Here is a 25,947-nt window from a genome sequence, read left to right as displayed (position 1 = left end):
GGCGTGGCGCCCTAGGATGGCAGCAGTTGCCCTGGAGCCCGGTCATGCATGCTGTCAATCTGTCTGCCCTCTGGCGTATCAACCTGTGGGTCGCTGGCTGTTTCGCGGTGTTGACCCTGGCCTGCGCGGGGGTCGTGCTGCACCAGGCATCAGCCGATGTGAAGCGGGAGTTGCAGTCGGCCGAAGCGGTGATGGCGTACATGGCCCAAGCCGCCAGCCACGACCCGGCGAGCCTGCAACCTGTGCTGACCGAGCACCTGCGCCACGTGCGCGTGCATTGGCTGAACCCTGGCGAGCCTGAAAAAACGGCGGTGCCGTCCGAGGCCGGGCTCGATGGCTGGTTGGGCACGGTGCTGGCAGGCGAGCATTACGACAGCACCCGTATGCTGGTACTCGATGATGGCCGCCGCGTCGCGTTGAGCGTGGACGCACGCGATGAGGTCGATGAAGTCTGGGACTCGCTGCAACAGCTGCTGGCGGTATGTGCTGTCGCGTTGGCCATGAGCCTGCTGTCCATCAGTTGGGCCGTGCAGCGCGGGCTGCGCCTGCTGGCTGCGCTGCTGCGTGCATTGCGCCAGGTGTCGCAAGGGCAGTTGGACGTGCGTCTGCAAGTGACCGGTGGCCCGCAAGCGCGCCAATTGGCCGGGCACTTCAACCAGATGGCCGCGGCGATCGAGCAGGCCCAGGCCGACAACCAGCAACTGACTGGCGCTTTGCTGGCGGTCCAGGAGCAGGAACGCACGCGGCTGGCTCAGGCGCTGCACGACGACCTGGGCCAGTACGTGGCCGGCATCCGCGCCCAGGTGTGTCTGTTGCAATTGTGTGCCCACCAACCTGAGCAGGTGCGACAAACCACCCAGACGCTGGAGCGCAACTGTGCAGGCTTGCAGTTCGGTTTCCGAGCCTTGATACGGGACTTGTACCCGGTTGCGCTGCAGCACCTGCCCATGGCCGAAGCCCTCGACCAGTTGGTGAGCCAATGGCGTGCCAGCCAGGCCATCGAGTGTCATTTGCGGGTCGGGGCCCAGTTGCCGGCGCTGTCATCTACCCAACGCACGCATCTGTACCGGTTGTTGCAGGAAGCGCTGACCAACGTCGCTCGCCATGCCCACGCCCGTCAGGTGCGGATACGCCTGCAACGGGGCGCCAACGGGCTGCGCCTTCTGGTTCGCGACGACGGCTGCGGCGCCAGCCAGCCTGGGCGGCCCGGGGTAGGTTTGCATTCAATGGCCGAGCGCGCCCGCAGCCTGGGCGGTGAACTGCTCATTCTCACCCGTCCCGGTGCCGGGTGGGCACTGGCCCTGACGATTCCCCTGGAGGTGTCATGAATATCGTGCTGGTCGACGACCACGCCGTGGTTCGCCAAGGCTACGCCAGTCTGCTGCGCGCCGTGTTGCCATCGATGCAGGTGCGTGAGGCTGCCAGCGGTGAAGAAGCCCTGGCTCGCGTGCAGGAGCAGGTACCGAATCTGGTGATCATGGACTTCGGCCTGCCCGGCATCAGTGGGCTGGAAACCACCCGACGCCTGCGCCAGCGCCTGCCGCAGTTGCGGGTGCTGTTCTTCAGCATGCATGACGAGCTGCCACTGGTACGCCAGGCGCTGGACGCCGGCGCGGCCGGCTATCTGACCAAGAGCTCGGCCCCGCAGGTTCTGGTCGAGGCCGTACAGCGCGTGCTTGCCGGATACGCGTACATCGAGCAGGGGCTGGCTACCCAACTGGCCTGCAGCTCGACGCACGATGCTTGTGATCCCAGGCTGCAACGCCTGACCCAGCGGGAGCTGGAAATCTTCGTGATGCTGGTTCGCGGCACACCGGCCCGGTCGATCGCCGAGCAGCTGTGTATCAGTGCAAAGACCGTCTCCAATCACCTGACCATGCTCAAGAGCAAACTGCAGGTCGGCTCCCATGCTGAACTGGTGCACGTGGGCATCGACCTGGGTCTGGTACGTGTAGCGGGTTAGCCGAGTGCTCGAAGTCAATGTTCCCAGGTGGCTGGGCAGCCGCTGCAGCCTTGCATGTTGGCGTCCTGGAAGTTGCCGTAGTGAAGGCGCGCGCCTTCCAGCTTGGCTTGTTCGAGGTTGCTCTGCCCAAGCTTGGCTTCTTGGAGATTGGCATCGTTCAGATGCGCGCCGCGCAAGTCGGTCTTGTTCAGCCAGGCCATTTCCAGGTCCGCAGCCTGCAAGTTGGCCTGCTGCATCCTGGCGCCCGAGAGCCGGGCGAATTGCAGGTAGGCAGCGCTCAGGTCGGCGTTGGTGAACTGGGCGCCTTGGGCAAACAGCCCCCAGCCCTGGATGGCCATCAGCCGTGCACTGCTCAGGTCGGCCAGGCGCAGGTTGCTTTGCTGCAGGCTGGCGCGGGTCAGGTTGGCGCCCTGCAACCGGGCTTTTTCGAGATTGGCCAGGTCCAGCCGGGCGTGGCGCAGGTCGGCATCGCGCAGGTCGGCGCCGGCCAGGTTCATCTTGCGCAGGTCCTGATTGGCCAGCTTGGCGCCCCGCAGGTTGGCGCCGGGGCATTGGCTGGCTTCGGCGATCACGCAGCCGTTGATGCTCAACGGCGTGTCGCCGTCATCGCTATCAGTGGCCAGCGCCAACGCGGGAGTGATGGCCAGCAACAAGGCCAGTGGTAGAAAGGTCATGATCGAGTTCCCTGGACAGGCGCAAAAGGGCGGGGCGCAGCCGGAGCGCGCCCCGCTGTCGGTCAACGTTGAGCAGTCGTGGTGTCCCAACTCGGTATCTTGAACACCCAGAACGAACCGCCCTGGGCCACTGGCTTGGTCAGTTCGGCCATGTCGCCGCCCCACAGCGGCACCGCCCCGCCATAGCCGACAGTGACACCGATGTATTGCTCCCCGTCCTGCTCCCAGGTAATGGGCGGGGAAACGATGCCGCTGCCCGTCTGGAATTTCCAAAGCTCTTTGCCGGTCTTGGCGTCGAAAGCCTTGAAGAAACCGTCACCGGTTCCGGTGAACACCAGGTTGCCCTTGGTCGCCAGCACCCCGGCCCACAGCGGCAGGTGCTCCTTGTGTTCCCACACCAGCTTGCCGGTGGTCGGGTCCATGGCGCGCAGGGTGCCTACGTGGTCGTCGTACATGCGCTTGATGCGAAAGCCCATGCCCAGGTAAGCGGAGCCTTTCTTGTAGTTCACTTCCTCGGTCCAGTATTCCTCTTTCCACTGGTTGCCCGGGATGTAGAAAAGACCGGTGTCCTGGCTGTAGGCCATGGGGTTCCAGTTCTTGCCGCCCAGGAAGGGTGGCGACACTTCCACCGGCTTGCCCTTGGTTTCTCCCGGCAGCGGCTTGGCAGGCCGTTGCCCTGGATTTTCCACGGGACGGCCGGTCTTGAGGTCGATGTGACTGGCCCAGGTGATGTTGTCGACGAAGGGGAAGGCGTTCTGCAGCTTGCCGTCGTTGCGATCGACCACGTAGAAGAAACCGTTGCGGTCGGCATGCCCCGTGGCCTTGATCACCTTGCCTTGCTTGTCCTTGTAGTCGAACAGCACCAGCTCGTTGTTGCCAGAGAAGTCCCAGGCGTCGTTGGGGGTGTGCTGGTAGAACCATTTGACCTCGCCAGTGCTGGGGTCCACGCCCACCTGGCCGGAGGTATAGAGGCTGTCGTAATCGTGCGGGTTGCCGTCCTTGGCGGTGCGTGCCCAGGTGTTCCAGGGGCCTGGGTTGCCTGCACCAACGATGATGGTATTGCTTTGGGCATCGAAGCTTGCACTCTGCCAGGGTGCGCCGCCGCCGTGGCTCCAGGCCTCCACCTTGCCGGTTTCGGTGGTCGGGTCATCCGGCCAGGACGGTGCCTTGACGTTGCCAGTAGGGGTGCTGTCCTTGCCATTGAGGCGGCCCATGTGGCCCTCGACGAAGGGGCGCATCCACACTTCCTCGCCGGTTTCCGGGTCACGGGCGAACAGCTGGCCCACCACGCCGAATTCGTCGCCGGAGCTGCCGTGGATCAGCAGCACCTTGCCGCTGGTCTTGTCCTTGACCAGCACAGGCGCCCCGGTCATGGTGTAGCCGGCGCTGTGGTCGCCGAATTTCTTGTTCCACACCACCTTGCCGGTGTGTTTGTTCAGCGCGATGACCCGGGCGTCCAGCGTGCCAAAGTAGACCTTGTCGCCGTAAATGGCAGCGCCACGGTTTACCACGTCGCAGCACGGGCGAATGTTGTCCGGCAGGCGGTGATTGTAGGTCCACAGGCGTTTGCCGGTCTTGGCATCGAGGGCGAATACCCGCGAGTAGGAGCCGGTGACGTACACCACGCCGTCGCTGACAATAGCCTGAGACTCCTGGCCACGTTGCTTTTCGTCACCAAAGGAGTAAGACCAGGCCGGGGTCAGCTTGAACACGTTCTTGTCGTTGACCTGGGCCAGCGGGCTCCAGCGCTGGGCGTTGGTGCCCATGCCGTATTGCAGGACGTCCCCAGTCGTGAGGTGGTCGTTGGCGATGTCTTCCCAGGTCACGTTCTTGCTGGCAGGTGCCGGGCTTGTGGTTGCCGCCGTGGCCACTGTCCCGGTGGCCAGGCTTGCGGCCAGCAGCAGGGCCTTCACGCTCAGGGCCAGGGGAGACGGGGCGGGTAGCGATCTTGTTGTCATGGTTGCAATTCCCTGTGGAGTTTGGCCCGCACAGCGTGGTCCGTCCGGACGCTGCGCAACAGGGAGAAAATCCCGCCGAGGCCGGGAAAACTTCCCACCGCCAACCTCTTTTCGCACGTCGTCGCAAGCCCTACTACCAAGGAACGAGCACCCGACCACCAAAGCAGCATACGGCCCCGGCGCCGCGGTTTCTAAGATGGCGGCACGGCCTCTGTGGTTGAGGCCTTGCGTGCAACCGTGAGGGCATAACAATGACAATCAAACGCAACGTCGTGCTGGCTGCCGGCCTGTTGGCCGGTGCCGTGTTGACCGGGTCGGCCTGGGCCCATGGCAACGTGGTGCCGCAGGCGGTGGAGACCCAGGGGCTGACCCCGATCAAGGAGGCCGGCGTGAGCCTGGATGCCGATGGCTGGGCGGCGGTCAACCCTTACCGCGAGTCACCCGAGCACGACAAGGCGGTCGAAATCGGGGCGTCGGCGTACAACCAGAACTGCGCGGCGTGTCATGGTCTTGAAGCCAAGTCCGGCGGCATCGCGCCTGACCTGCGCATGCTCGACGTCGGTGAAGCGGGTGATGAGTGGTTCGTCGAACGTGTGCGTCACGGTGCCGTACGCGATGGCCGCGTATACATGCCCAAGATGGCGGACTACCTGAGCCAGGAAGCGCTCTGGGCAGTGCGCACTTACCTGGACAGCGTGCACGTGGAGGAATGAACGTCGTGCGCCACTGGGCGGCCATGTTCTGCGTCATTGCCGGCCTGCTGCTAGGGGATGCACCGGTGCAGGCGCAGCTGCGCAACTACGATTCGATCATCGCCGCAGGCGAGCTCAAGGTGGCGGTCTACAAGGACTTTGCCCCCTACAGTTTCCAGGACCATGGCCAGGCCCGTGGGGTGGACGTGGAGCTGGCGCAGGCGCTGGCCGACGGGTTGGGCGTACGCCTGCAACTGATCTGGGCACCGCCTGGCGAGAAGCTCGACGACGACCTGCGCGATTACATCTGGCGAGCAAGCCCCCTGCGTCACCAGCAGCTGGCCGATGTGATGATGCGCGTGCCCTACGACCAGGCCTATACCCAGAAGCGCAACGAATTGGGCGAGCTGGAAAACGGCCAGGTGGTGATGTTCGGCCCTTACCAGCAGGAGCGCTGGCAGGTGGCGTTCGATCGCAGGCGCCTGCCTGCGGTCAGTAGTATCGCGGCGCTAGAGGGTCACCCGGTCGGGGTCGAGGTGGACAGCGTGCCTTCGTTCTACCTGACATCGGTGTTCGACGGGCTACTGCGTGCCAGCGCGCGCCACTACCCCAGCATGCAGCGAGCGTTCGCGGCCATGGGCAAGGGCGAGGTGGATGCGGTGATGGCCATGCGCGGTGAAGTGGATTGGCAACTGCACCAGGCCCGCGATCGGCACCTGCAGGTGGCTGAAAACGCCTACCCCAGCCTGGGCAAGCAGGTTTGGGAAATCGGAATGGCGGTGCACGAAAGCAACCGGCAGCTGGCCTATGCCCTGGAAGAAACCCTGGAAACGATGATCCGCGAGGGGCGCATGCAGGCGCTCTACGCGCACTACGGGCTGCGCTACGAAGTCCCGGAGATGTACCAATAGGAGCGGACGATGAACTGGCGAGCGGGATTGGGGCTGGTGTGCATCCTGAGCGGGTCGGCTCATGGGCTGGGCGGTACACCTGCCAGCAATGCCGACCCTGTCCCTTCGGTGATGTGGGCGTTCTACCACAAGCAGATCTTGAACCAGGCGCCGTTCGTCTTCGATGATCGGGTCAAGGTGCTGGCGCCGCCTTTTGCCGAGGATGCTCGCCTGGTCCCGCTGGAGATCGATGCTCGGGCCTTGCCTGACGTGGTGCGGATTCTGGCCTGGGCCGAGCTCAATCCGTTGCCGCGCATCGTCGACTTCGAACCTGGGGAACAGGTCATGCCCTGGTTGTCGGTGCGCATCCGGGTCGAGCAGGCTACGCCGTTACGCGCAGCGGCGCTGACCCGCGACGGCACCTGGCATGTGGGATCGGCCCTGGTCGACGCAGCGGGTGGGGGGTGCACCGCACCCAGCGTGGTGCGCACCCAGCCTGGATGGGAGGAGCACTTGGGTGAAGTGCTCGGGGGGCGCTATCGGCGCCAGGATGGCAGCCGCTTGCGCCTGCAGATCGCTCACCCCATGGACAATGGCCTGGTCAGCGGGATTCCCGAGTTCTTCATCAACCAAGCTGAGTTGCTGGATGAACACGGGCAGCAGATCGCGACCTTGGTGCTTTATCCGGCGGTCAGTGAAAACCCAAGCCTTGGGTTCGATGTACGCGCACCGGGGCCTATCCGCCTGGTGCTTCAGGACAACAGCGGCAATCGGTTCGAAGCCGCCGTGCCTTGAACGTGGCCGGCGTGGTTTCATGCCCATGGGAGGTACCTGATGCGATGGATGATGCTCTTGCTGCTGGGCGTGGGCCTGCCGGCGCTGGCCGACTTCGACTACCGGCTGGCGCCGCGACAGATCGCCCAGGGCACCTGGGTACTTGAAGGCAGTACCGACAATTTCCAGAAGGCCAACGGCGGTAATGTCGTGAACACGGCGTTCATCGTGACCGACGCCGGTGTGGTGGTGATCGATAGTGGGCCGTCCAAGCGCTATGGGGAGGCCATGCGCCAGGCAATCGCCGGGGTCACGGACAAGCCCGTCATCGAAGTCCTGTTGACCCATCACCACCCGGATCATGTGCTGGGTAACCAGGCATTCGCCGAGGTGCCGATCGCTGCGCTGGCCGGTACGACCGAGCTGTTGCGCCAGCAGGGCGATGCCATGGCCGAGAACATGTACCGTCTGGTCGGTGACTGGATGCGAGGCACCGAAGTGGTCTTGCCGACCGAGGTGGTACAACCCGGCAGGCGTGAAGTGGGCGGGCATCGACTGCGCCTGTTGGGCTTGGCAGGGCATACCGGCGCTGACCTGGCCATTTTCGATGAAACGACCGGCGTGCTGTTCGCGGGCGACCTGGTGTTCTACGAGCGTGCCCTGACCACGCCCAACAGCCCGGGGCTGGACGTCTGGCAACGTGACCTGGACACGTTGCAGGCCTTGCCCTGGCAGCAACTGGTACCGGGCCATGGCCCTGTCGCAAGCGATAGCAGGCCCTTTGCCCAGATGCACGATTACCTGCGTTGGCTGGATGGCCTGATGCGCGAAGGCGCCGAGCAGGGCGCCGACATGGTCGAGATGATCCGCAGCCCTGTGCCCGAGCGGTTTGCCGCGATCAGCCTGACGCGCTATGAGCTGATTCGAAGTGTCAGTCACCTGTACCTACGCTATGAAAAGCAGGTGATGCAACGGGTGGATGTGAGGCCCTGATAACGGCCAGGCCCTGTTCCCTTGTACCAAGGAACTAGGGTTTTGCGCATTGCGGTCAATTGCTGGCAGCCAGGGCGGGAACAAGAATTCCCGCCACACCGGGAAAATTTCCCGGCATAACAAAAAGCCAAAGGTAGCTGCCATGACCCGTACTCCATGCCGTCCCGTGTTTGCCTTGAGCCTTGTGTTCAGCGCCTTGCTGCTTGCCGGCGCAGCCCACGCCGGCGTCACCGATGCCGAGATCCTGCAAGACCCCAAGAACCCCCAGCAGATCGTGACCAACGGGCTGGGTGTGCAGGGCCAGCGCTACAGTCCGCTGGACATGCTCAACACCCGCAACGTCAAGGAGTTGCGGCCGGTTTGGGCATTCTCGTTTGGCGGCGAGAAGCAGCGCGGCCAGCAGGCGCAGCCGTTGATCAAGGATGGGGTCATGTACCTCACAGGTTCCTACTCACGGGTATTCGCCGTCGACGCACGCACCGGCAAGAAGCTGTGGCAGTACGATGCCCGCTTGCCCGACGATATCCGCCCTTGCTGCGATGTCATCAACCGAGGGGTTGCGCTGTACGGCAACCTGGTCTTCTTCGGCACCCTGGATGCCAAACTGGTGGCCCTGAACAAGGACACCGGCAAAGTGGTCTGGAGCAAAAAAGTGGCCGACCACAAGGAAGGCTACTCCATCAGCGCGGCGCCCATGATCGTTAACGGCAAGCTCATCACCGGCGTTGCCGGGGGCGAGTTCGGGGTGGTGGGCAAGATCCAGGCCTACAACCCGGAGAATGGCGAGTTGCTCTGGATGCGGCCCACGGTCGAGGGCCACATGGGCTATGTCTACAAGGACGGCAAAGCCATCGAGAACGGCATCTCGGGCGGTGAAGCCGGCAAGACCTGGCCGGGCGATCTGTGGAAGACCGGCGGCGCGGCTCCCTGGCTGGGCGGCTACTATGACCCGGAAACCAATCTGATCCTGTTCGGCACCGGTAACCCCGCCCCCTGGAACTCGCACCTGCGTCCCGGCGACAACCTGTATTCGTCCTCGCGCCTGGCACTGAACCCGGACGATGGAACGATCAAGTGGCACTTCCAAAGCACGCCCCACGACGGCTGGGACTTCGACGGCGTCAACGAGCTGATAGCGTTCAACTACAAGGACGGGGGCAAGGAGGTGAAGGCCGCCGCCACGGCTGACCGCAACGGCTTTTTCTACGTGCTAGACCGCACCAACGGCACGTTCATCCGCGGCTTCCCCTTCGTCGACAAGATCACCTGGGCCACGGGCCTGGACAAGGACGGTCGCCCGCTCTACAACGACGCCAGTCGCCCGGGCGCACCGGGCAGCGAGGCCAAGGGCAGCTCGGTGTTCGTCGCGCCGGCCTTCCTGGGCGCCAAGAACTGGATGCCCATGGCCTACAACCGTGACACCGGGCTGTTCTACGTGCCTTCGAACGAATGGGGCATGGACATCTGGAACGAGGGCATCGCTTACAAGAAAGGCGCAGCGTTTCTGGGCGCAGGCTTCACCATCAAGCCCCTGAACGAAGACTACATCGGCGTACTGCGTGCCATCGACCCGGTCAGCGGCAAGGAAGTCTGGCGCCACAAGAACTACGCCCCGCTGTGGGGTGGGGTGCTGACCACCAAGGGCAACCTGGTCTTCACCGGCACCCCCGAGGGGTTCCTCCAGGCCTTCGATGCCAAGACCGGCGAGAAGGTGTGGGAGTTCCAGACCGGCTCCGGTGTCCTTGGCTCACCGGTGACCTGGGAAATGGATGGCGAGCAGTACGTGTCGGTGGTCTCCGGCTGGGGCGGGGCTGTACCGCTGTGGGGCGGGGAGGTGGCCAAGCGGGTCAAGGACTTCAACCAGGGCGGCATGCTCTGGACCTTCAAGCTGCCCAAGCAATTGCAGGGCGCCAGCGCAACCGCGCAGCGCTGAACCCTACTACCAAATGACGAGCGCCCCGCTGCCAACGATGCATTCGCCTGGCAAGCGGGGCTTTTTACCATCGTCGTATCGCCTGTCGCAGGCAGGCATCGACCCGCAGAGGCTCAGCATGATCTACGCACAACCCGGAACCCCAGGCGCCGTCGTGTCCTTCAAGCCACGCTATGGCAACTTCATCAACGGCCAGTTCGTACCGCCAGTGGCGGGGCAATATTTCACCAACAGCTCGCCGGTCAACGGCCAGCCGATCGCCGAATTTCCGCGGTCCACCGCCCAGGATGTGGACAAGGCCCTGGACGCCGCCCACGCCGCGGCCGATGCCTGGGGCAGAACCTCGGTGCAGGACCGCGCGCTGATGCTGCTGCGCATCGCCGATCGCATCGAGCAGAACCTGGAGGTGCTGGCGATCACCGAAACCTGGGACAACGGCAAGGCCGTTCGTGAAACGCTCAATGCCGACGTGCCGCTGGCGGCGGATCATTTCCGCTATTTCGCCGGCTGCATCCGAGCCCAGGAGGGCGGCGCCGCCGAGATCAACGAGGGCACCGTCGCGTACCATTTCCATGAACCGCTGGGTGTGGTGGGGCAGATCATCCCTTGGAACTTCCCTTTACTGATGGCCGCCTGGAAGCTTGCCCCGGCACTGGCCGCTGGCAACTGCGTGGTGCTCAAGCCCGCCGAGCAGACGCCGCTGTCGATTACCGTGTTTGCCGAACTCATCGCCGACCTGCTGCCCGCTGGCGTGCTCAATATCGTCCAGGGCTTTGGCCGTGAAGCCGGAGAGGCCCTGGCCACCAGCAAGCGCATTGCCAAGATCGCCTTTACAGGCTCCACGCCGGTGGGCGCGCACATCATGAAATGCGCTGCGGACAACATCATCCCCTCGACGGTAGAGCTGGGCGGTAAATCGCCGAACGTGTTCTTCGAGGACATCATGCAGGCCGAGCCCGCCTTCATCGAGAAGGCGGCAGAAGGGCTGGTCCTGGCCTTCTTCAACCAGGGCGAGGTGTGCACCTGCCCGTCGCGGGCGCTGATCCAGGAATCGATCTACGAGCCGTTCATGGCCGAGGTGATGAAGAAGATCGCCAAGATCAGCCGTGGCAACCCGCTCGATACCGACACCATGGTCGGCGCGCAAGCCTCCGAGCAGCAGTACGACAAGATCCTGTCCTACCTGCAGATCGCCCAGGACGAAGGCGCGCAATTGCTGGCCGGCGGCGCTGCCGAGCGCCTGCAGGGCGACCTTGCCAGCGGCTATTACATCCAGCCCACGCTGCTCAAGGGCGACAACAAGATGCGCGTGTTTCAGGAGGAAATCTTCGGGCCCGTGGTGGGTGTGACCACCTTCAAGGACGAAGCCGAGGCGCTGGCCATCGCTAACGACAGTGAATTCGGCCTGGGCGCTGGCGTGTGGACCCGCGATATCAACCGTGCCTACCGCATGGGCCGCGGCATCAAGGCCGGGCGCGTCTGGACCAACTGCTACCACTTGTACCCGGCGCATGCTGCGTTCGGGGGCTACAAGAAGTCGGGCGTGGGCCGCGAAACCCACAAGATGATGCTCGACCACTACCAGCAGACCAAGAACCTGCTGGTGAGTTATGACATCAATCCACTGGGCTTCTTCTAAGGCTCAGGCACCCTCGTCCATGGGCGCCGTGAGTTCGTTCCAAAGTAGCATTTGGCCCCGCGGCTGCCCGTGCATTAATGGCTGTACCGGAATCGTCCGGCCCAAGAAGAGGACACGCCATGTGGACCAAACCCACCTTCACCGACTTGCGCATTGGCTTTGAAGTGACGATGTACTTCGCTAACCGTTGATCCGCACGCCGGCCACCCTCGCGGTGGCCGGCGTCTTTCTACCCGCCAGGAACATGTTGAGCCGTGGAGCCGATCAGCCGTCAGCAGGCCTTGCAAGTGCACCGGCGGGCACGCTTGCGCTGGGAGCCGAGTACCGGCATGCATGTGCTCCAATGCCCGGGCATGGTCATCGAACTGACCGGCAGTGCCGGTTGGGTGCTGGAACTGCTGGACGGGCAGCGCAGCGTGGCCGTTGTGATCGAGCACTTGCGTCAGCGCTATGGGGACGTGCGAGGCCTTGAGGAGGATGTGCTGGGCTTTCTCGAGCTCGCCAGGGTCAGGGCCTGGGTCGAGTGAGCGACGATGCCACCTAGGTCTGGTTGCTTTCGTGGATGGATGCATTACGCTGGCACTCACCTTCCAGAACAATAAGATCAGGCTTGCCCATGAGCCAGAGTTTCAGCCCGCTACGCAAATTCGTTTCGCCTGAAATCATCTTCGGTGCCGGCTGCCGGCATAACGTGGCCAACTACGCCAAGACCTTCGGGGCCCGCAAGGTGCTGGTGGTCAGCGACCCCGGGGTGATCGCTGCCGGGTGGGTGGCCGACGTCGAGGCCAGCCTGCAAGCCCAGGGCATCGACTATTGCCTCTACAGCGCAGTGTCGCCCAACCCCCGGGTCGAGGAGGTGATGCTCGGCGCCGAGATCTACCGGCAAAACCATTGCGATGTCATCGTCGCAGTCGGCGGGGGCAGCCCGATGGACTGCGGCAAGGCCATCGGCATCGTGGTGGCGCACGGACGCAGCATCCTCGAATTCGAGGGTGTGGACATGATCCGCGTGCCCAGCCCCCCGCTGATCCTGATTCCGACCACGGCCGGCACCTCGGCGGATGTGTCGCAGTTCGTGATCATCTCCAACCAACAGGAACGCATGAAGTTCTCCATCGTCAGCAAGGCGGTGGTGCCCGACGTGTCGTTGATCGATCCGCAGACCACCCTGAGCATGGACCCGTTTCTGTCGGCCTGTACCGGGATCGATGCCCTGGTGCATGCGATCGAGGCGTTCGTCTCCACCGGCCACGGCCCCTTGACCGACCCCCATGCCCTTGAAGCCATGCGGCTGATCAACGGCAACCTGGTGCAGATGATCGCCAATCCGACCGACATCGGCCTGCGCGAAAAAGTCATGCTGGGCAGCATGCAGGCGGGGCTTGCCTTTTCCAATGCCATCCTCGGCGCCGTGCACGCGATGTCCCACAGCCTGGGCGGCTTCCTGGATCTGCCCCACGGGCTGTGCAACGCGGTGCTGGTCGAGCATGTGGTGGCGTTCAACTACAGCTCGGCGCCAGAGCGTTTCAAGGTGATTGCCGAGGTGATGGGCATCGATTGCCGGGGCCTGAACCACCGGCAGATCTGCGCGCGTCTGGTCGACCACCTGATCGCCTTGAAATACGCCATGGGCTTCCATGAAACACTCGGGCTGCACGGTGTGCGCACCAGCGATATTCCATTCCTGTCGCAGCACGCAATGGACGATCCGTGCATCCTGACCAACCCACGTGCCTCCAGTCAGCGAGACGTCGAGGTCGTTTATGGCGAAGCCCTCTGAAGCGCAGCAGCGAGCACTGGCCGGGCTGCTCGGGCTGGGCGACCAGTCCGCGCGCAAGAGTCATTACCCGGAGCTGGCCGCGCGGCTGGAGGAACTGGAAGCTGAGCGCAACCGCTACAAGTGGTTGTTCGAAAATGCCGTTCACGGCATCTTCCAGGCCAGCCTGCAGGACGGCATGCGTGCTGCCAACCCGGCCCTGGCGCGGATGCTGGGCTACGACGACCCTCAGGCCGTACTGTTCTCGTTGACCGACCTTGGCGCCAACCTCTTCGTCGGGGGTGCTCAGGAACTGCACGCCATCACCACGACCTTGGCGCGCGAGCATAGCCTGCACGGTTACGAAACCCGCCTGCGGCGCCGTGATGGCAGCCACATCGACGTGCTCATGAACCTGTTGCGCAAACCCGGGCATGAGGGCTTGGTGGAAGGGTTCGTGGCCGATATTACCGAGCGCAAGCTGGCGCAGCAGCACTTGCAGCAACTCAACGATGAGCTTGAGCAGCGGGTGGCCGACCGGACCGACCAACTGCTCGAAGCCAATCGCAACCTGCACCAGCAGATCACCGAACGCAAGCAGATCGCCCGGGCCCTGCGCGACGCCCGGGACGCCGCACAACTGGCCAATCGCAGCAAAGACAAGTACCTGGCGGCGGCCAGCCATGACCTGCTGCAGCCGCTCAATGCCGCCCGCTTGCTGATCGCGACCCTGCGCGAGCGGCCGCTTGCGCAGGCCGAACAACTGCTGGTGGAACGCACTCACCAGGCCTTGGAAGGGGCCGAAGACCTGCTGACTGACCTGTTGGACATCTCGCGACTTGATCAGGCCGCCGTGAAGCCGGACATGGGCGTGTACCACCTGAGCACCGTGTTCGCGCCGCTGGTGTCTGAGTTCGAGCCAGTGGCCGACGCCGCAGGGCTCAAGCTCAGGGCGCGCATTCCCGACGTTGCCGTGGGCACCGATCTGCGGCTGATGACCCGTATCCTGCGCAATTTTCTCAGCAATGCCTGCCGCTACACGTCAACGGGCGGCGTGCTGTTGGCGGCGCAGCGGCGTGGCCATTACCTGGCGCTGCAGGTATGGGATACCGGGCGCGGTATCCCGGAAGATCGCCTGGAGTCGATCTTCCTCGAGTTCAACCAGTTGGATGTGGGCCGTGCAGCCGAGCGCAAGGGGGTTGGCCTGGGCCTGGCGATCGTCGAGCGCATCGCCAAGATACTCGAGCATCCGGTACGGGTGCGGTCGCGGCCCGGACGAGGGTCGGTGTTCACGATTGAGGTGCCAATGGCAAGCTGCCTGCCGGCTGCTACCCCAGTGGTCCTCCTGCAGCCGAGCATGGGGGACCCACTGCCGGGGCGGCGGCTGCTGGTGCTGGATAACGAGTCGAGTATCTTGCACAGCATGGGCGCCTTGTTGAGCCAATGGGGGTGCGAGGTCGTCACGGCTTTGGATCAGCACGCGGCCTGTATCGCGCTGCAGGGTCGGCCGCCAGAATTGATTTTGGCCGACTATCACCTGGATCATGGCGTTTTGGGGTGCGACGTGGTTGAGCGGTTGCGTGAGCAATTCGGGTGCACGATCCCTGCGGTCATCATTACCGCCGACCGCAGCGACGAAGGCAGGCGGGCGTTCCAGGCGCTGGGCATGCCGGTACTGAACAAGCCGGTAAAACCCGGGAAACTGCGCGCGGTGCTCAGTCAACTGCTGACCTGACCGACAATCGGGCAGCGTATTTCACGGAATTTAAGCGTTGGCACGGATATCTCATGGAAGTTGGCCATGCCCGGGTCGGGTGGGTCATGCGACCACGCGTTGGTGAACAAGAACAACAAGGGGGCTTACATGAGCTGTCTGATATGCGCAGGACAAGCAGAGTCCGTCGAATGTGCCGGCGGGTGGGAGCAGCGCCAGTGCGCCCAGTGTGGGTGTTACCGAATGTCCCAGGCATTGATTCTGACGATGATGGAAGAAGGCCAGATATTCGACACTGCTCGCATGCGCCAGTGGCTCATGGTGAGCAGGGACAGCATGCCGGTGCCTTGCATTGACCACGCTCAGGCGATTCTGATGCCGTGAGGTGGTGGAGGGCTCTGCGGGTGCAGAGCCCTGCGTCTGTCAGAGAATGGGCTTGCCGCCTGTCACTGCATAGCGCGAGCCGCTGATGTAGCTCGCTTCATCCGAACCCAGCAGCACGTAGATCGGGGCTACTTCCACCGGTTGGCCCGGGCGGCCCATGGGGTAGCTGGAGCCGAAATTCTTGACTGCTTCGTCGGGCATGGTCGCGGGGATCAACGGCGTCCAGATCGGGCCTGGCGCTACGCTGTTGACGCGTACCCCTTTTTTGGCCAGCAGTTGCGCAAGCCCTGCGGAGAAGTTGGCGATGGCGCCTTTGGTCGCCGCATAGGCCAACAGCGAGGAAGACGGATCATCGGAGTTGACCGAGCTTGTGTTGATGATCGAGCTGCCTTTGGGCATGGACGGCAAGGCGGCCTTGCAGATGCGGAAGATCGCCGTGATGTTGGTGTCGAAGGTTTTCACCCATTCGTCGTCTTCGATTTCCTCGAACGTTTCGTGGGCCATCTGGAAGGCGGCGTTGTTGACCAGGATGTCGATGCGGCCGAATTCGGACACGGTTTTTTCCACGATCGCATGGCATTGCTGCTTCTGCGCCAGATCGCCTGGCAGCAGTAGGCACTTGCGCCCGGCTGCCTCGACCCAGCGCGCGGTCTCCTTGGCGTCTTCGTGTTCGTCCAGGTAGGAGATAGCGACATCGGCGCCTTCACGGGCATAGGCGATGGCCACTGCGCGGCCAATGCCGCTGTCGCCGCCAGTAATCAGCGCTTTCTTGCCCTCGAGCCGGCCATGGCCGACGTAGGTCTGCTCGCCGCAGTCCGGTACCGGGTCCATTTTCGGCTGGGAGCCGGGCACTGTCTGGGGTTGGGAGGGGAAGGGCGGGGTAGGGTAGTCGCGCATGGTAAAAGCTCCTGCAGTTGAGAATGCTCGTACCTGTTCGAAAGGTCCCGTTGCCCTGGGTTGACTCGGATCGATGATTGGGACGACGAGCGGCCGTTGGCAAGCCTTAAGCGTGTTTCCCCATGCGCGTGAGCATGGGGAAACAGCGTCGGCGCTACCTGTGTTTACCGCGCACGCGCCACGCGCCCCATGCCAGGCCCAGCGTGGCCGCAACCACCGAGCCTGCCAGCACGCCCAACTTGGCCGCACCCAGCGCCGCTGGGCTGGCGAACGCCAGGTTGGCGATAAAGATGGACATGGTGAAGCCAATGCCGGCCAGCAGCCCGATCAAGGTGATGCCGCTCCAGTTGACCCCTGGCGGCAGCGAGCACACGCCCAGGCGCACCATCAGCCAGCTGATGCCGACGATGCCCACTGGTTTGCCGATGACCAGCGCCGCCATCACCGACTCCATCACCCAGCGCGGCGTCTCGCTGTCCAGGTTGACGCCCGACAGGCTCACCCCGGCATTCGCCAAGGCAAACAGCGGCATGATCCCGAATGCCACCCAAGGGTGCAGCGCGCTTTGCACACGCACCACCGGCGGCAGCACTTCACGTTGGGCCACGCGCAGCTGCTTGAGGGGCGTCAGCAGTTCGCTTGCGTCTTGGGCCGCGGCTTTGGCGCGGCCGACCACCTCATCGCTCAGGCGCGACACGGCTTCTACGGGGCGCTCCCACATGGGTCGGCTGGTGACAGGGGTCATCAGGCCGAGTACGACGCCTGCCAGGGTAGGGTGGGCGCCGGTCATCAGCACACCCACCCATGTGATCGCGCCTGGGATGACGTAGGCGAAGGCCGAGCCGACGCCAATGCGCTGCATGAGCAGGACCAGCAGCACGCCCACTGCCGCGACAGCGAAGCCTAGGTAGTCCAGGCCACCGGAATAGAACACGGCGATGATCAGCACGGCGATGATGTCGTCGATGATCGCCAGGGCCAGCAGAAAGACGCGAATATTCGACGGGATCGACTTGCCCAGCAACGCCAATACGCCGACCGCAAAGGCGATATCGGTGGCTGTCGGCACGGCCCAGCCTTGCTGTTCGCTGGGCGCATGGCCGAAGCCCAGGTAGACCATGGCAGGCACGGCGACGCCGCCCATGGCTGCCACCATGGGCAAGGACGCCTGGCGCAGGCTGGAAAGGGCGCCTTCATGAATCTCGCGGCGAATCTCCATGCCGACCACGAGGAAGAAGATCGTCATCAGGCCGTCGTTGATCCAGAAATGCAGGGACTGGGAATAGACCAGCGAGCCGATGCCCAGCGTGATTGGCGTATGCCAGAGGGCGTCGTAACTGGCGGCGGCCGGGGAGTTGGCCCAGATCAGGGCGGCGATGGCGGCGATCAGCAGTACCACACCACTGACGGCTTCGATGTGCAGGAAACGTTCGAGGCTGGCCAGCGCGCGCTCGGCCAGTTGCTGTGCTTTGGGGACTATCGTGTTTTGCATAGGCGCAATAACTCCCGCATGGCGGCCCGACCTGCGTAGCTTGTTTAACCTGCTTCACTGCCCCAAGCAGCTAGCACCCGGGCGCGATTGTAGCGCAACTGGCCACGTGTGGGGAGACTGAGGTCGGTGACGCCGGGCTATGCACCGCGCTGCATGTGGGTGGCGTTAGACAACTACCTCAAAGACAGGTCTCGAAGCTGGCTGAGTGACGCTTTTGCGACTCACAGGTGCTTCATGACAAACTCGCCGTTTTCCGATGATTCCGTGGATGCATTCATCGCCGACCGACTGCCACCCTGGATGACTGATGCCACGGTCGAGCAGCTCCAAGTCCTGCATCAGGCGCTGCTTGACCAGCAACGGGCGCGTGAGCAGGTTCAGGCCGTTTTCGCCCAAGTGCAGCCTCTGGACGACTTCGCCAGCACATTACTTGAGGCGGCATTGCAAAGGCTCTTGCACCGGCCGGTGGACGTCCGAGCTGCCAGGCTTCATCGCGTGGTGCATGTACGTTACCCGTCCGGTGTAACCGCCATTCCTGATCGCGTGGTTCCCAAGACGCTGGAGCAACCCTTGCTGGCCTGTGCGTTGCACAATTTTGATCGGCGAGAGACCGCCGAGGTAGCCTGGTTGCCACAGTCGAACGTGCTGGATGCGGATGGGACGGTGCTCCCCTTGCGTCCGCGGGCTTTCGCGGGGGTCTGTCGGTCCTTGGACCTGGGCGCTGCTTACCAGCAGCACCTCAAGCAGGTGCTGTTTGCCGACGACAAGCGCCGACGCGAAGTCAACGCGGACCTTGAAGAGGGGTGGCGCCGCAGCCTACTGGCCGCTGTAGAGCTCGCGCGGCTACAGGGCGTCGTGAAGGGTGCGAAGCTTGATCGCCTGGTCAGTGCTGTAGCCGGCGCTGTCGAGCCACTGGCAGGCGCGTTCAGCGAAATTCGGCTGTTTGGCCGAGTGGTGACCGGTGTTACGGTGTTCGAACCTGCGTCTGAGCACGGCTCATCCGCGCCACAGAACCTGATCGTGTGGATACCTGACGATCCCCATGGCGCCATTGGCGCTTACCCTTCGTGGTCGCAGTTGTTTCGCAGCCTTGGCACGCGTTTGCGCGACCCTGCGTACCGGCAGTTCTTCCAGCGCTTCATCAAGGAGCATGATCGCCTGCATTTCAGCCAGCGCTTCCAGCATGCGCTGGGCAGCGCAGCGGCTGAGGACCCCATCGAACTGGACGGTCGCCACCAAGTCATCCACGGTGCACTGATCGCGCACCTGCGCAGCGTCCAGGTCGATACCCTGCTCGAGGACGCGCAGTCCCTGGCTGTGCCCAGCACGGCGGTGGACAGTCAAGCGCGCGACCGGCGTAACCACTTACTCAAGGGTCTCGGGCTGGACCTGCTGGGCTTGGCCAGTTTCTTCGTACCCGAGCTCGGGTTGCCCTTGCTCGCACTGGCGGCGCGCCAGGTTACCGATGACGTGATCGATGGCTACCACGAGTGGGCGCTTGGCGATCGAGAGGCAGCGCTCGGTCATCTGATGTCGGTGGCGCAAAACGTCGTCATGATTGGGGTAGGCGCCGCTGTCGGTGCAGCCACGGGCCGGATGCTGGCGCGAGAGGGCGTCATCGATGAACTGGCACCTGTGCTGACGCCTGCGGGCGAGCAGCGCCTGGCCCGGGTCGAACTGCCAGGTTATGCGGTTCCCGACTCGGACCTGATGGCCGGGCAGCGGGGTTTGCTCAATGGGCGTTTACACGTGGCCGTAGAGGGCAGTGCCTACAGGTTGGGGCCTAGTGAGTATCGCGCGACGATTGAGCATCCGCAGCGTGTCCAAGCCCCTGCAGTTAGCCTGGAAGACAATGAGGCGGGCGGGATGCGCCATGCACTGGAGCGCCCTCAGGAGTGGTCCGACGTCGGCATGCTGGTGGCGCGTCTGGGCTCGAACCTGAGTTCGGTTAGCCCAGCAGCGGTGCGCGCGGTGCTGCGCAGTGTAGGGCTGGACGAAGCCGCGTTGCGTCGCTTGCATCTTGAAAACGCACCTGCACCTGCGCGCTTGTGTGATGCCGTGCACAGATACGAGCTGCATCGAGCGTTCCCCCGCCTGCGTGGACAAGCCTTCGAAGCGCATTGGCATGAGGCAGAGGAAGTGCCCGCGCTGGCGGCCGAGCCGCTGCACCGCGATTTTCCAGCACTTTCCACGCGCGCTGGCCGGGAGTTGCTCACGGCCGCGGGCGATACCGAGCTCAGGCAGTTGCTGGAGCAACGCAAAGTGCCGCTCGCGCTGGCCGAGCGGGCACGATGGGCGTTGCATGACGCACGCCTGGATCGTGCGTGTGCCGGTTTCGAGCAGGCCAACGCCGTTAACAGGGATACCGAGCGGTTGGCTTTGGCATTGCTGCACCGCGACTGGCCTTGGGCTGCGGCAGTCAAGATAGAAGTGCACGAGGCGCAATTCGGGGGCGATATGCGAGCCAGCGTAGGCGCTGACACGGCACCCGAGACCCGCTGCCTGATTCATAAGGCACAGGGGTACCTGATAACCGATCATGCAGGACGTCCCCTGCACGGTGCTGTGGCCAGTGATGATTTTTTCCAGGCATTGCTGCGCACCCTTGACCCCGAGCAGCGCGTTGCCATGGGGGCGGCCTCGGGGGCCCCGGCCGATCTTGCCAGCGCGCTGGCAGACCGTGCCTTTGCTGACCGGACACAGGCTGCGCGGCTCTTGGGCATGGTGCCGGTGGGCAAGCCAAGGCCTGCGATGCGCCTTGGCGATGGACGTATCGGCTATAGGCTGAGTGGCCGTCCGGAAGGGTCGCGGCAAGCCATGCTTCGGGGCTACCAGCAGATCTTCCCGACGCTGAACGAGATGGAAATCGAAGTGTATCTTGAGCGGGTGCGGTTGCAGGGCGAGCAACCGTGGGATCACCTGCGCCAATTGCAGCAGTGCCTTGTCGATCTGGGTGAAAACCTGGCAGCCTGGCGCCGAGAAGCAACCACTGCGCCTTTGCCTGAGCGCCGTCGACAGATTGCTCGTCGCATCCGCCAATGCTGGCGGCGTAAGCGACCCGATGCCGATGGCGAGTACCGCCTGGTCATCGACAGCGAGCGCATCGAAAGTCTTCCGCTGTTGCCTGAGCAAGCGTCGTTCGATCACGTCACCCACCTGACAATTCGCCGCGCCTACTTGTCGGGCATCACCGAGGGGTTTCTCCAGCGATTCCCCAATGTACGCACCCTGGACTTGAGCCACAACTTGCTAAGCAGTGTTCCAGAAGGCTTGCAGGCACTGACCCAGCTCACCGAGCTGCGCCTGACGCGCAACCAGATCGTGATCGACGACGCAGGCCTGGCCAGGCTCAGTGCATTGACCAGGTTGCGCATCCTTGACCTGTCGCATAACCCTATCGGTCGGCTGCCACCGCTGGGACGGTTGCTGGATCTACAACGGCTGCACTTGCGTGGCACGGGCTTGAACGAGTTGCCGATAGAGGTATACATGCACCCCGCGTTGGAAGACATCGACCTTCGCGACAACCATATCGCGGGCATGAGCCCGACCCTTGCTCACTCCCACCGGCGTCTGGCTGGGCTAAGCCTGCACGATAACCCTGTGCCCGAACCCACGCAGACCGCGCTGCGCAGCACGCTGGGCGAAGTCGGGGCAACGGCCTTGCCTGTGCGCCGTCATGGCCCTGGCGGGCAAGAATCCCTTGAGCGCTGGTTGGCGGACTCCAGCCCTGAGGAGCGTGGGATTCGCTCCGAGCATTGGGCGGCGCTGACCGACGAGCCTGGCAGCGATGACCTGATGCGGTTCTTCAACGACCTTGGGCGCTCGAACGACTATGATTTTCAAGGCATCGATCTGCGCAGGCGCATCTGGGCGTTGATCGAGGTGTGTGTCGAGCATTCGCTGGTCCGTGAAGCTGTCTTCCAGCAGGCAGCGGGCCCGCGCACCTGTGCTGATCAGATGCTGCTGATGCTTAGCCTGTTCGAGGTGCGTGCCTTGGTCGCGACCCGCACCGCAGGGCTTGCCGCCGCAGACACGGCGCCTGCTCTCGTGCGCATTGGCCGCGAGCTGTATCGCCTGGACGAGGTGGATCGTGTCGCAGCCCAACACATTGCCAGCGAGCGGGCCAGCAACCCCTACGGCCTGATCGATGAAGTGGAGATACACCTGGCATATCGGGCAGGGTTGGTCCGGCCGTTGGGACTGCCGGCTCAATAACGCTACATGTATCACCGGGTATTTTCCGACGTCGACGATGTGCGTCTGCGTGAAGCCGCACGCAGTATTCTGCTGGCTGAAAGCAACGCGCGGATTGCCGATTCGCTACTGCAGCGCACGTTTTGGATGGATTTTGTGCGCACTTCGTATGCAAACGAATACGAGACATTGAACCAGCCCTACCACGTCCAGCTCGAGGCACTTTTGCAGGGCCAGGAAGGTATGACCGAGCAGCAGATCATCGAGGCCGTGGGTAAACTTGCCGATGAGCGCAGCGCGGCCGAGCGCCAGCTGACCCTGTCATTGACCTTGCGGCTGCTGCTGGAGCATCCCTGGGAGGGAGAACTGGCGTAACTACCGGGCCCGTCATTGATGGGCCCGCTTATCCGCTGGCGGGTGTGGGCCTCAGAAGTTGTAGCGCAGCGTTGTCATGACGTTGCGTGGGGCGCCGTAGATGCCACCCGCCGTGGTCGTCAGGTAGTGCCTGTCGAACAGGTTACTGACGTTCACACTGGCTGAAAGCTGTGGAGTGACCTGGTAGCGAGTCATCAGGTTGACCAGCGCATAACTGCTCTGGGTGGTGGCGTAGCTCAAGGCGTAGCCCGTTTCACTTTGCCAGTTGAACCCGCCGCCGACAGTCCATTTATCCAGCTCACCCGGCAGGCGGTAAGTGGTGAACAGCTTCACGCTGTTGCGCGGAATCTCGGTGACGATGCGCTCGTCGTTGGTATCGAAGCTGACGTTATAGGAATAGCCCGCCATGACCTGCCAGCCTTCAGCCAGCTCACCGTTGACCTCAAGCTCCACACCTTCGCTCGTGGTGCCGCTCTCGGCGCGATACGCCTGAAACCCGTTGGGCTGGAGCAGGCGCCCATCGGCGATTGCCAGGTTGTCCTGCTCTACTCGGAACAGGGCCAGGCTCGCGGTCAGGCGTTCGTCGAGCAGGTCGGCTTTCAATCCTACTTCGTAGCCTGTGCCTTCCTGTGGGTCGAGGGGCGAGCCCTTGACGTCGCGGATCTGGTTACCTTGCGGGTTGAAGATTTGGGTATAGCTGGCGTAGGCAGCCCAGGTATCGTTCAGGTCATAGACCAGCCCAGCATAGGGGATGACCACACCATTTTCGGTGCGCTCGGTGCGTTGACGCGAGCCACTATAGAGCGCGCTCTTGTTCACCCTGTTCCAGTCGACCACGCGCGCCCCGAGGATCAGCCTGGCGGCGTCGCTCAGGTGCAGCCGCGAGGTCAAGTAGCCGGCGTACTGGGTTTCGGTCATGTCGGTGGTACCGATTTGGGTGAACACTGGCTTGGGGGACGACCCGTTCCAGTTGAAGATGTTGTCGATGGTGTCGTCGTAGCCTGTTCGAGCGCTCTGCCAGCCGCCGAAGTTGGAGGTGCCTCTTTCCTCGGTCCGCGACAGGGTCACGCCACCGATCAATTCGTGCTCGCGCCCCAGGGCGTCGAAGGTGCCGGTGAGATAGGCGTCCAGGCTGTCCTGGGTGGGCGCTGCCTTCCAGCGTGTCGGGTTGATCGTTGCACCGGCACCGGTTGCTGGGTCGATTTCGCCATCGACGTAGGCGATCACGGTGTCGTAGTCGTTGCGCGCGTGGGTGTACTCCACCTTGCCGCTCCACCCGTTGGCGAACTGATGTTCAAGCGAGGTGAAGAGGGTACTTTGCTGCCGATCATAGTAGCTCCAGTTTGGCGCGGTATTGAACGAGCGGGAGAAATGTGTGCGTGCCCCGTCCGTGGTGAACAGCGGGAAGCCGGTGCGAATGGGGGCGGTACTGTGGGTGACCTGATGGCTGAGGCCCAACGTCAGCAGGGTCGTGTCGCTCAGGTCCAGTTCGGTGATGCCATATAGGGTCGAGATTGCTTGGCTAAAGCGGTCGATCCAGGCGTGCTGGTCCTTGTGATCGGCCACCAGGCGGCCGCGCAGCCTGCCGCTTTCATCGAGCGCGCCGCTCACATCAACACCCAGGCCATAGCGATCCCAGCTACCAGCCTCGGCGCTCAGTTGCACGTGAGGATCAACGGTGGGGCGTTTGCGAATCAGGTTGATGGTGGCCGATGGGTTGCCCATGCCACTGATCAGGCCCGTGGCGCCGCGCACGATTTCCACGCGGTCGTACATGGCCGTGTTCTGGGTGTAGTTGTCCATGTTCGCCGACGTGGGGACGCCGTCGATCTCGAAGTTGCGGATGGCAAAGCCCCGTGACAGGTACGCCGTACTGTCGGCGCCCAGACTTTCGCGAATGACGGTGATGCCGGTGGTTGCGTCCAGTGCGTCGGTGAGGGTATCGAGCTTCTGGTCGTCCAGGCGCTGGCGCGTCAGGACCGTGATCGATTGTGGGGTTTGCTTGAGTGACAGGTTCAGGCGCGTGGAGCTGCTGGACGATTCGGTCGTGTAGGCGCCTGAACCTTCGGTGAGTGCGCCGGGGGCCTTGCCGGAAATGCTCAGGGCGGTCAGTTCAATCGCCCCGCTGTTGCTCGGGGCGGGGGGGAGCACTAGGTAGCCACCATTGGTGTCGCGACTAAGGCGCAGGCCAGTGCCTTGCAACAGGTGATTAAGCCCCTCCCATGCGCCGTAGCGTCCTTGCAGGCCGCTCGAGCGCAGGTCGGCGAGGGCGTTACGATCGAACGACACCGAAAGGGCGGCGCGCTGGGCGTATTCGTTCAGTACGCTGTCGAGGGGGCCTGCGGCGATATCGTGGCTGATGGTCTTCACCTGATCAGCTGCCAGGGCGGGTAGGTGGTCAAGCGGTGAGAGGGCAACGGCTAGCAAGGTTAGGCGCAATATCTGGGTACGTGAAAGTGATTGGGTGCGAAGTGTCATGGCGTGTCCGTTCGTCCTAGGCGTGATCGCGGGTTATTCCGCCGCTTTTTTATATGAACGAACGAGCACGATGATTCACCAGGGTTGTTGGGGATGAGCCTTGGCTAGGGTGATATTCTATGGCCCTACAAGACTAATTTCAGTTGCAATACATCTTGCAGGGCGCGCGGCTTGCAGTTGCAGTTGCAGTTGCAGTTGCAGTTGCAGTTGCAGTTGCAGTTGCAGTTGCAGTTGCAGTTGCTTTTGCTCTTGCTTCTAAGCGCGCGGTAGCCCAGGCGCCGCAGATCGCGACTTCAGGAGGCCGAGCGCAGGGCTTGCGGAGGGAGGTGACAGGCATGGATGCCTGTCAAGCGCTGGGCCCCAGGATGGGGCCTGCAGCGCGGTCCTCCCGGGAGCAAGCCCGGAGCGAGGGGACCCCGGAGCGTAGCGTAGGGGCCGGATGATAGGAGCAGGCGGTTTTTGCTTACTTTTTGACAAGACAAAAAGTGAGCCGCCGTAAGGGCGGAAGGGTGACTGTGCGCCACCCGCGCCAATGAATACCAACTTGCTGTATGCGCCCACGCTTTGAAGTTTGAAGTTTGAAGTTTGAAGTTTGAAGTTTGAAGTTTGAAGTTTGAAGTTTGAAGTTTGAAGTTTGAAGTTCGATTGGGTTGGTGTGGGTATTGATAGAGCGCATAGTCCATTTGCGATGGCGACGCTTAATCACCTTTTCGCCCTTACGGCGAGTTACTTTTTGTCAAACGCCACAAAAAGTAACCAAAAAAGGCTGCGCTCCATTCATACGGCCCCTACGCTGCGCTTCGGGGTTCCCTCACTCCGGTCTTGCTCCCGGGAGGACCGCGCTGTAGGCCCCATCCTGGGGCCCAGCGCTTGACAGGCATCCATGCCTGTCACCTCCCTCCGCAAGACCTGCGTTCGGCCTTCTGAAGTCGCGAAGATCAAGATCAAGATCAAGATCAAGATCAAGATCAAGATCAAGATCCACAGCAACAGCGGTGACGACGATGACAACTATGTTGGAAGTAGTTTGTAAGCGTGTCCATATCGAATAACTAAGAATTGAATATCGCCCCTAGGTACCCTTATCCCCCATGTGGGAGCGGTCTCGTGCCGCGATGGGCCGCACAGCGGCCCCTGG

19 protein-coding genes and 1 pseudogene are annotated in these 25,947 nt (G+C 63.1%); 15 read left to right on the top strand and 5 right to left on the bottom strand.

Annotated elements, in window-relative coordinates; all coding sequences use genetic code 11:
• The first annotated feature begins 44 nt into the window (after positions 1-44).
• Both CRP40_RS09055 and CRP40_RS09050 read left to right on the top strand, forming a co-directional pair.
• Positions 45-1,328 (top strand): histidine kinase, encoded by a 1,284-nt coding sequence (locus CRP40_RS09055; protein WP_027914774.1) that lies wholly within the window; start codon positions 45-47, stop codon positions 1,326-1,328.
• The gene (locus CRP40_RS09050) at positions 1,325-1,963 is read left to right on the top strand and encodes a response regulator transcription factor (protein ID WP_027914775.1); all 639 of its coding nucleotides are present in this window, start codon (positions 1,325-1,327) and stop codon (positions 1,961-1,963) included. The genes CRP40_RS09055 and CRP40_RS09050 overlap by 4 nt, the downstream gene beginning before the upstream one ends.
• A 14-nt stretch (positions 1,964-1,977) precedes the next feature.
• On the opposite strand, the gene CRP40_RS09045 is transcribed toward CRP40_RS09050, so the two are convergent.
• A complete protein-coding gene (locus tag CRP40_RS09045; RefSeq protein ID WP_027914776.1) occupies positions 1,978-2,637 on the bottom strand; it encodes a pentapeptide repeat-containing protein in 660 nt (219 codons plus the stop codon).
• 62 nt (positions 2,638-2,699) lie between these two features.
• The gene (gene exaA / locus CRP40_RS09040) at positions 2,700-4,595 is read right to left on the bottom strand and encodes a quinoprotein ethanol dehydrogenase (protein ID WP_027914777.1); all 1,896 of its coding nucleotides are present in this window, start codon (positions 4,593-4,595) and stop codon (positions 2,700-2,702) included.
• A 251-nt stretch (positions 4,596-4,846) separates the two neighbouring features.
• Between exaA and pedF the strand changes: the two genes are divergently transcribed.
• The 11 genes from pedF to CRP40_RS21985 all read left to right on the top strand — a co-directional run bounded on the left by pedF (position 4,847) and on the right by CRP40_RS21985 (position 15,370).
• On the top strand, positions 4,847-5,308 hold the full coding sequence (gene pedF / locus CRP40_RS09035; RefSeq protein WP_027914778.1) for a cytochrome c-550 PedF: 462 nt from the start codon (positions 4,847-4,849) through the stop codon (positions 5,306-5,308).
• 23 nt (positions 5,309-5,331) lie between these two features.
• Positions 5,332-6,198: a transporter substrate-binding domain-containing protein gene (locus CRP40_RS09030; RefSeq protein ID WP_097223511.1), complete on the top strand. Its 867-nt coding sequence runs from the start codon at positions 5,332-5,334 to the stop codon at positions 6,196-6,198.
• Between the two features lie 9 nt (positions 6,199-6,207).
• Positions 6,208-6,972: a quinoprotein dehydrogenase-associated SoxYZ-like carrier gene (locus CRP40_RS09025; protein ID WP_027914780.1), complete on the top strand. Its 765-nt coding sequence runs from the start codon at positions 6,208-6,210 to the stop codon at positions 6,970-6,972.
• Positions 6,973-7,011: 39 nt separating this feature from the next.
• The gene (locus tag CRP40_RS09020; protein ID WP_027914781.1) at positions 7,012-7,944 is read left to right on the top strand and encodes a quinoprotein relay system zinc metallohydrolase 1; all 933 of its coding nucleotides are present in this window, start codon (positions 7,012-7,014) and stop codon (positions 7,942-7,944) included.
• Positions 7,945-8,086: 142 nt separating this feature from the next.
• Positions 8,087-9,877 carry a PQQ-dependent alcohol dehydrogenase PedH gene (gene pedH, locus CRP40_RS09015; protein WP_027914782.1) on the top strand — a complete coding sequence of 597 codons (1,791 nt, stop codon included), beginning with the start codon at positions 8,087-8,089 and terminating at the stop codon, positions 9,875-9,877.
• 118 nt (positions 9,878-9,995) lie between these two features.
• Positions 9,996-11,516 carry an aldehyde dehydrogenase family protein gene (locus CRP40_RS09010; protein ID WP_027914783.1) on the top strand — a complete coding sequence of 507 codons (1,521 nt, stop codon included), beginning with the start codon at positions 9,996-9,998 and terminating at the stop codon, positions 11,514-11,516.
• Positions 11,517-11,635: 119 nt separating this feature from the next.
• A complete protein-coding gene (gene pqqA / locus CRP40_RS09005; protein ID WP_080672057.1) occupies positions 11,636-11,707 on the top strand; it encodes a pyrroloquinoline quinone precursor peptide PqqA in 72 nt (23 codons plus the stop codon).
• A 63-nt stretch (positions 11,708-11,770) separates the two neighbouring features.
• Positions 11,771-12,043, top strand: a complete 273-nt coding sequence (gene pqqD, locus CRP40_RS09000; protein ID WP_027914784.1) for a pyrroloquinoline quinone biosynthesis peptide chaperone PqqD — start codon at positions 11,771-11,773, stop codon at positions 12,041-12,043.
• An 89-nt stretch (positions 12,044-12,132) separates the two neighbouring features.
• Positions 12,133-13,296, top strand: coding sequence for an alcohol dehydrogenase-like regulatory protein ErcA (ercA, locus tag CRP40_RS08995; RefSeq protein WP_027914785.1), 1,164 nt, complete (start codon positions 12,133-12,135; stop codon positions 13,294-13,296).
• Positions 13,280-15,007, top strand: coding sequence for a NahK/ErcS family hybrid sensor histidine kinase/response regulator (locus CRP40_RS08990; RefSeq protein ID WP_027914786.1), 1,728 nt, complete (start codon positions 13,280-13,282; stop codon positions 15,005-15,007). The genes ercA and CRP40_RS08990 overlap by 17 nt, the downstream gene beginning before the upstream one ends.
• Before the next feature lie 222 nt (positions 15,008-15,229).
• Entirely contained in the window at positions 15,230-15,370 is a 141-nt protein-coding gene (locus CRP40_RS21985; RefSeq protein WP_165919249.1) for a hypothetical protein, read from the top strand.
• A gap of 39 nt (positions 15,371-15,409) precedes the next feature.
• Here CRP40_RS21985 and CRP40_RS08980 read toward each other — a convergent pair whose 3' ends face one another.
• Together CRP40_RS08980 and nhaA are read right to left on the bottom strand one after the other, a co-directional pair.
• Positions 15,410-16,267, bottom strand: a complete 858-nt coding sequence (locus tag CRP40_RS08980; RefSeq protein ID WP_027914787.1) for an SDR family oxidoreductase — start codon at positions 16,265-16,267, stop codon at positions 15,410-15,412.
• Positions 16,268-16,421: 154 nt separating this feature from the next.
• Positions 16,422-17,759, bottom strand: a complete 1,338-nt coding sequence (gene nhaA / locus CRP40_RS08975; RefSeq protein ID WP_027914788.1) for a Na+/H+ antiporter NhaA — start codon at positions 17,757-17,759, stop codon at positions 16,422-16,424.
• Positions 17,760-17,912: 153 nt separating this feature from the next.
• On the opposite strand from nhaA, the pseudogene CRP40_RS22340 reads away from it, so the two are divergent.
• A pseudogene (locus CRP40_RS22340) lies at positions 17,913-22,331 on the top strand (NEL-type E3 ubiquitin ligase domain-containing protein).
• 51 nt (positions 22,332-22,382) lie between these two features.
• Here the strand turns inward: CRP40_RS22340 and CRP40_RS08960 are convergent.
• Positions 22,383-24,809, bottom strand: coding sequence for a TonB-dependent receptor (locus tag CRP40_RS08960; protein WP_027914791.1), 2,427 nt, complete (start codon positions 24,807-24,809; stop codon positions 22,383-22,385).
• A gap of 883 nt (positions 24,810-25,692) precedes the next feature.
• Here CRP40_RS08960 and CRP40_RS21980 point away from each other — a divergent pair.
• Complete coding sequence (locus CRP40_RS21980; protein WP_176505839.1) at positions 25,693-25,842, top strand: hypothetical protein; 150 nt, start codon at positions 25,693-25,695, stop codon at positions 25,840-25,842.
• Positions 25,843-25,947: the final 105 nt, after the last annotated feature.

The sequence above is a fragment of the Pseudomonas sp. URMO17WK12:I9 genome (assembly GCF_900230165.1).
Lineage (GTDB): Bacteria > Pseudomonadota > Gammaproteobacteria > Pseudomonadales > Pseudomonadaceae > Aquipseudomonas > Aquipseudomonas fulva.
Note: the sequence above shows the minus strand (reverse complement) of the source record. Positions and strands in the feature narration are given on the sequence as shown.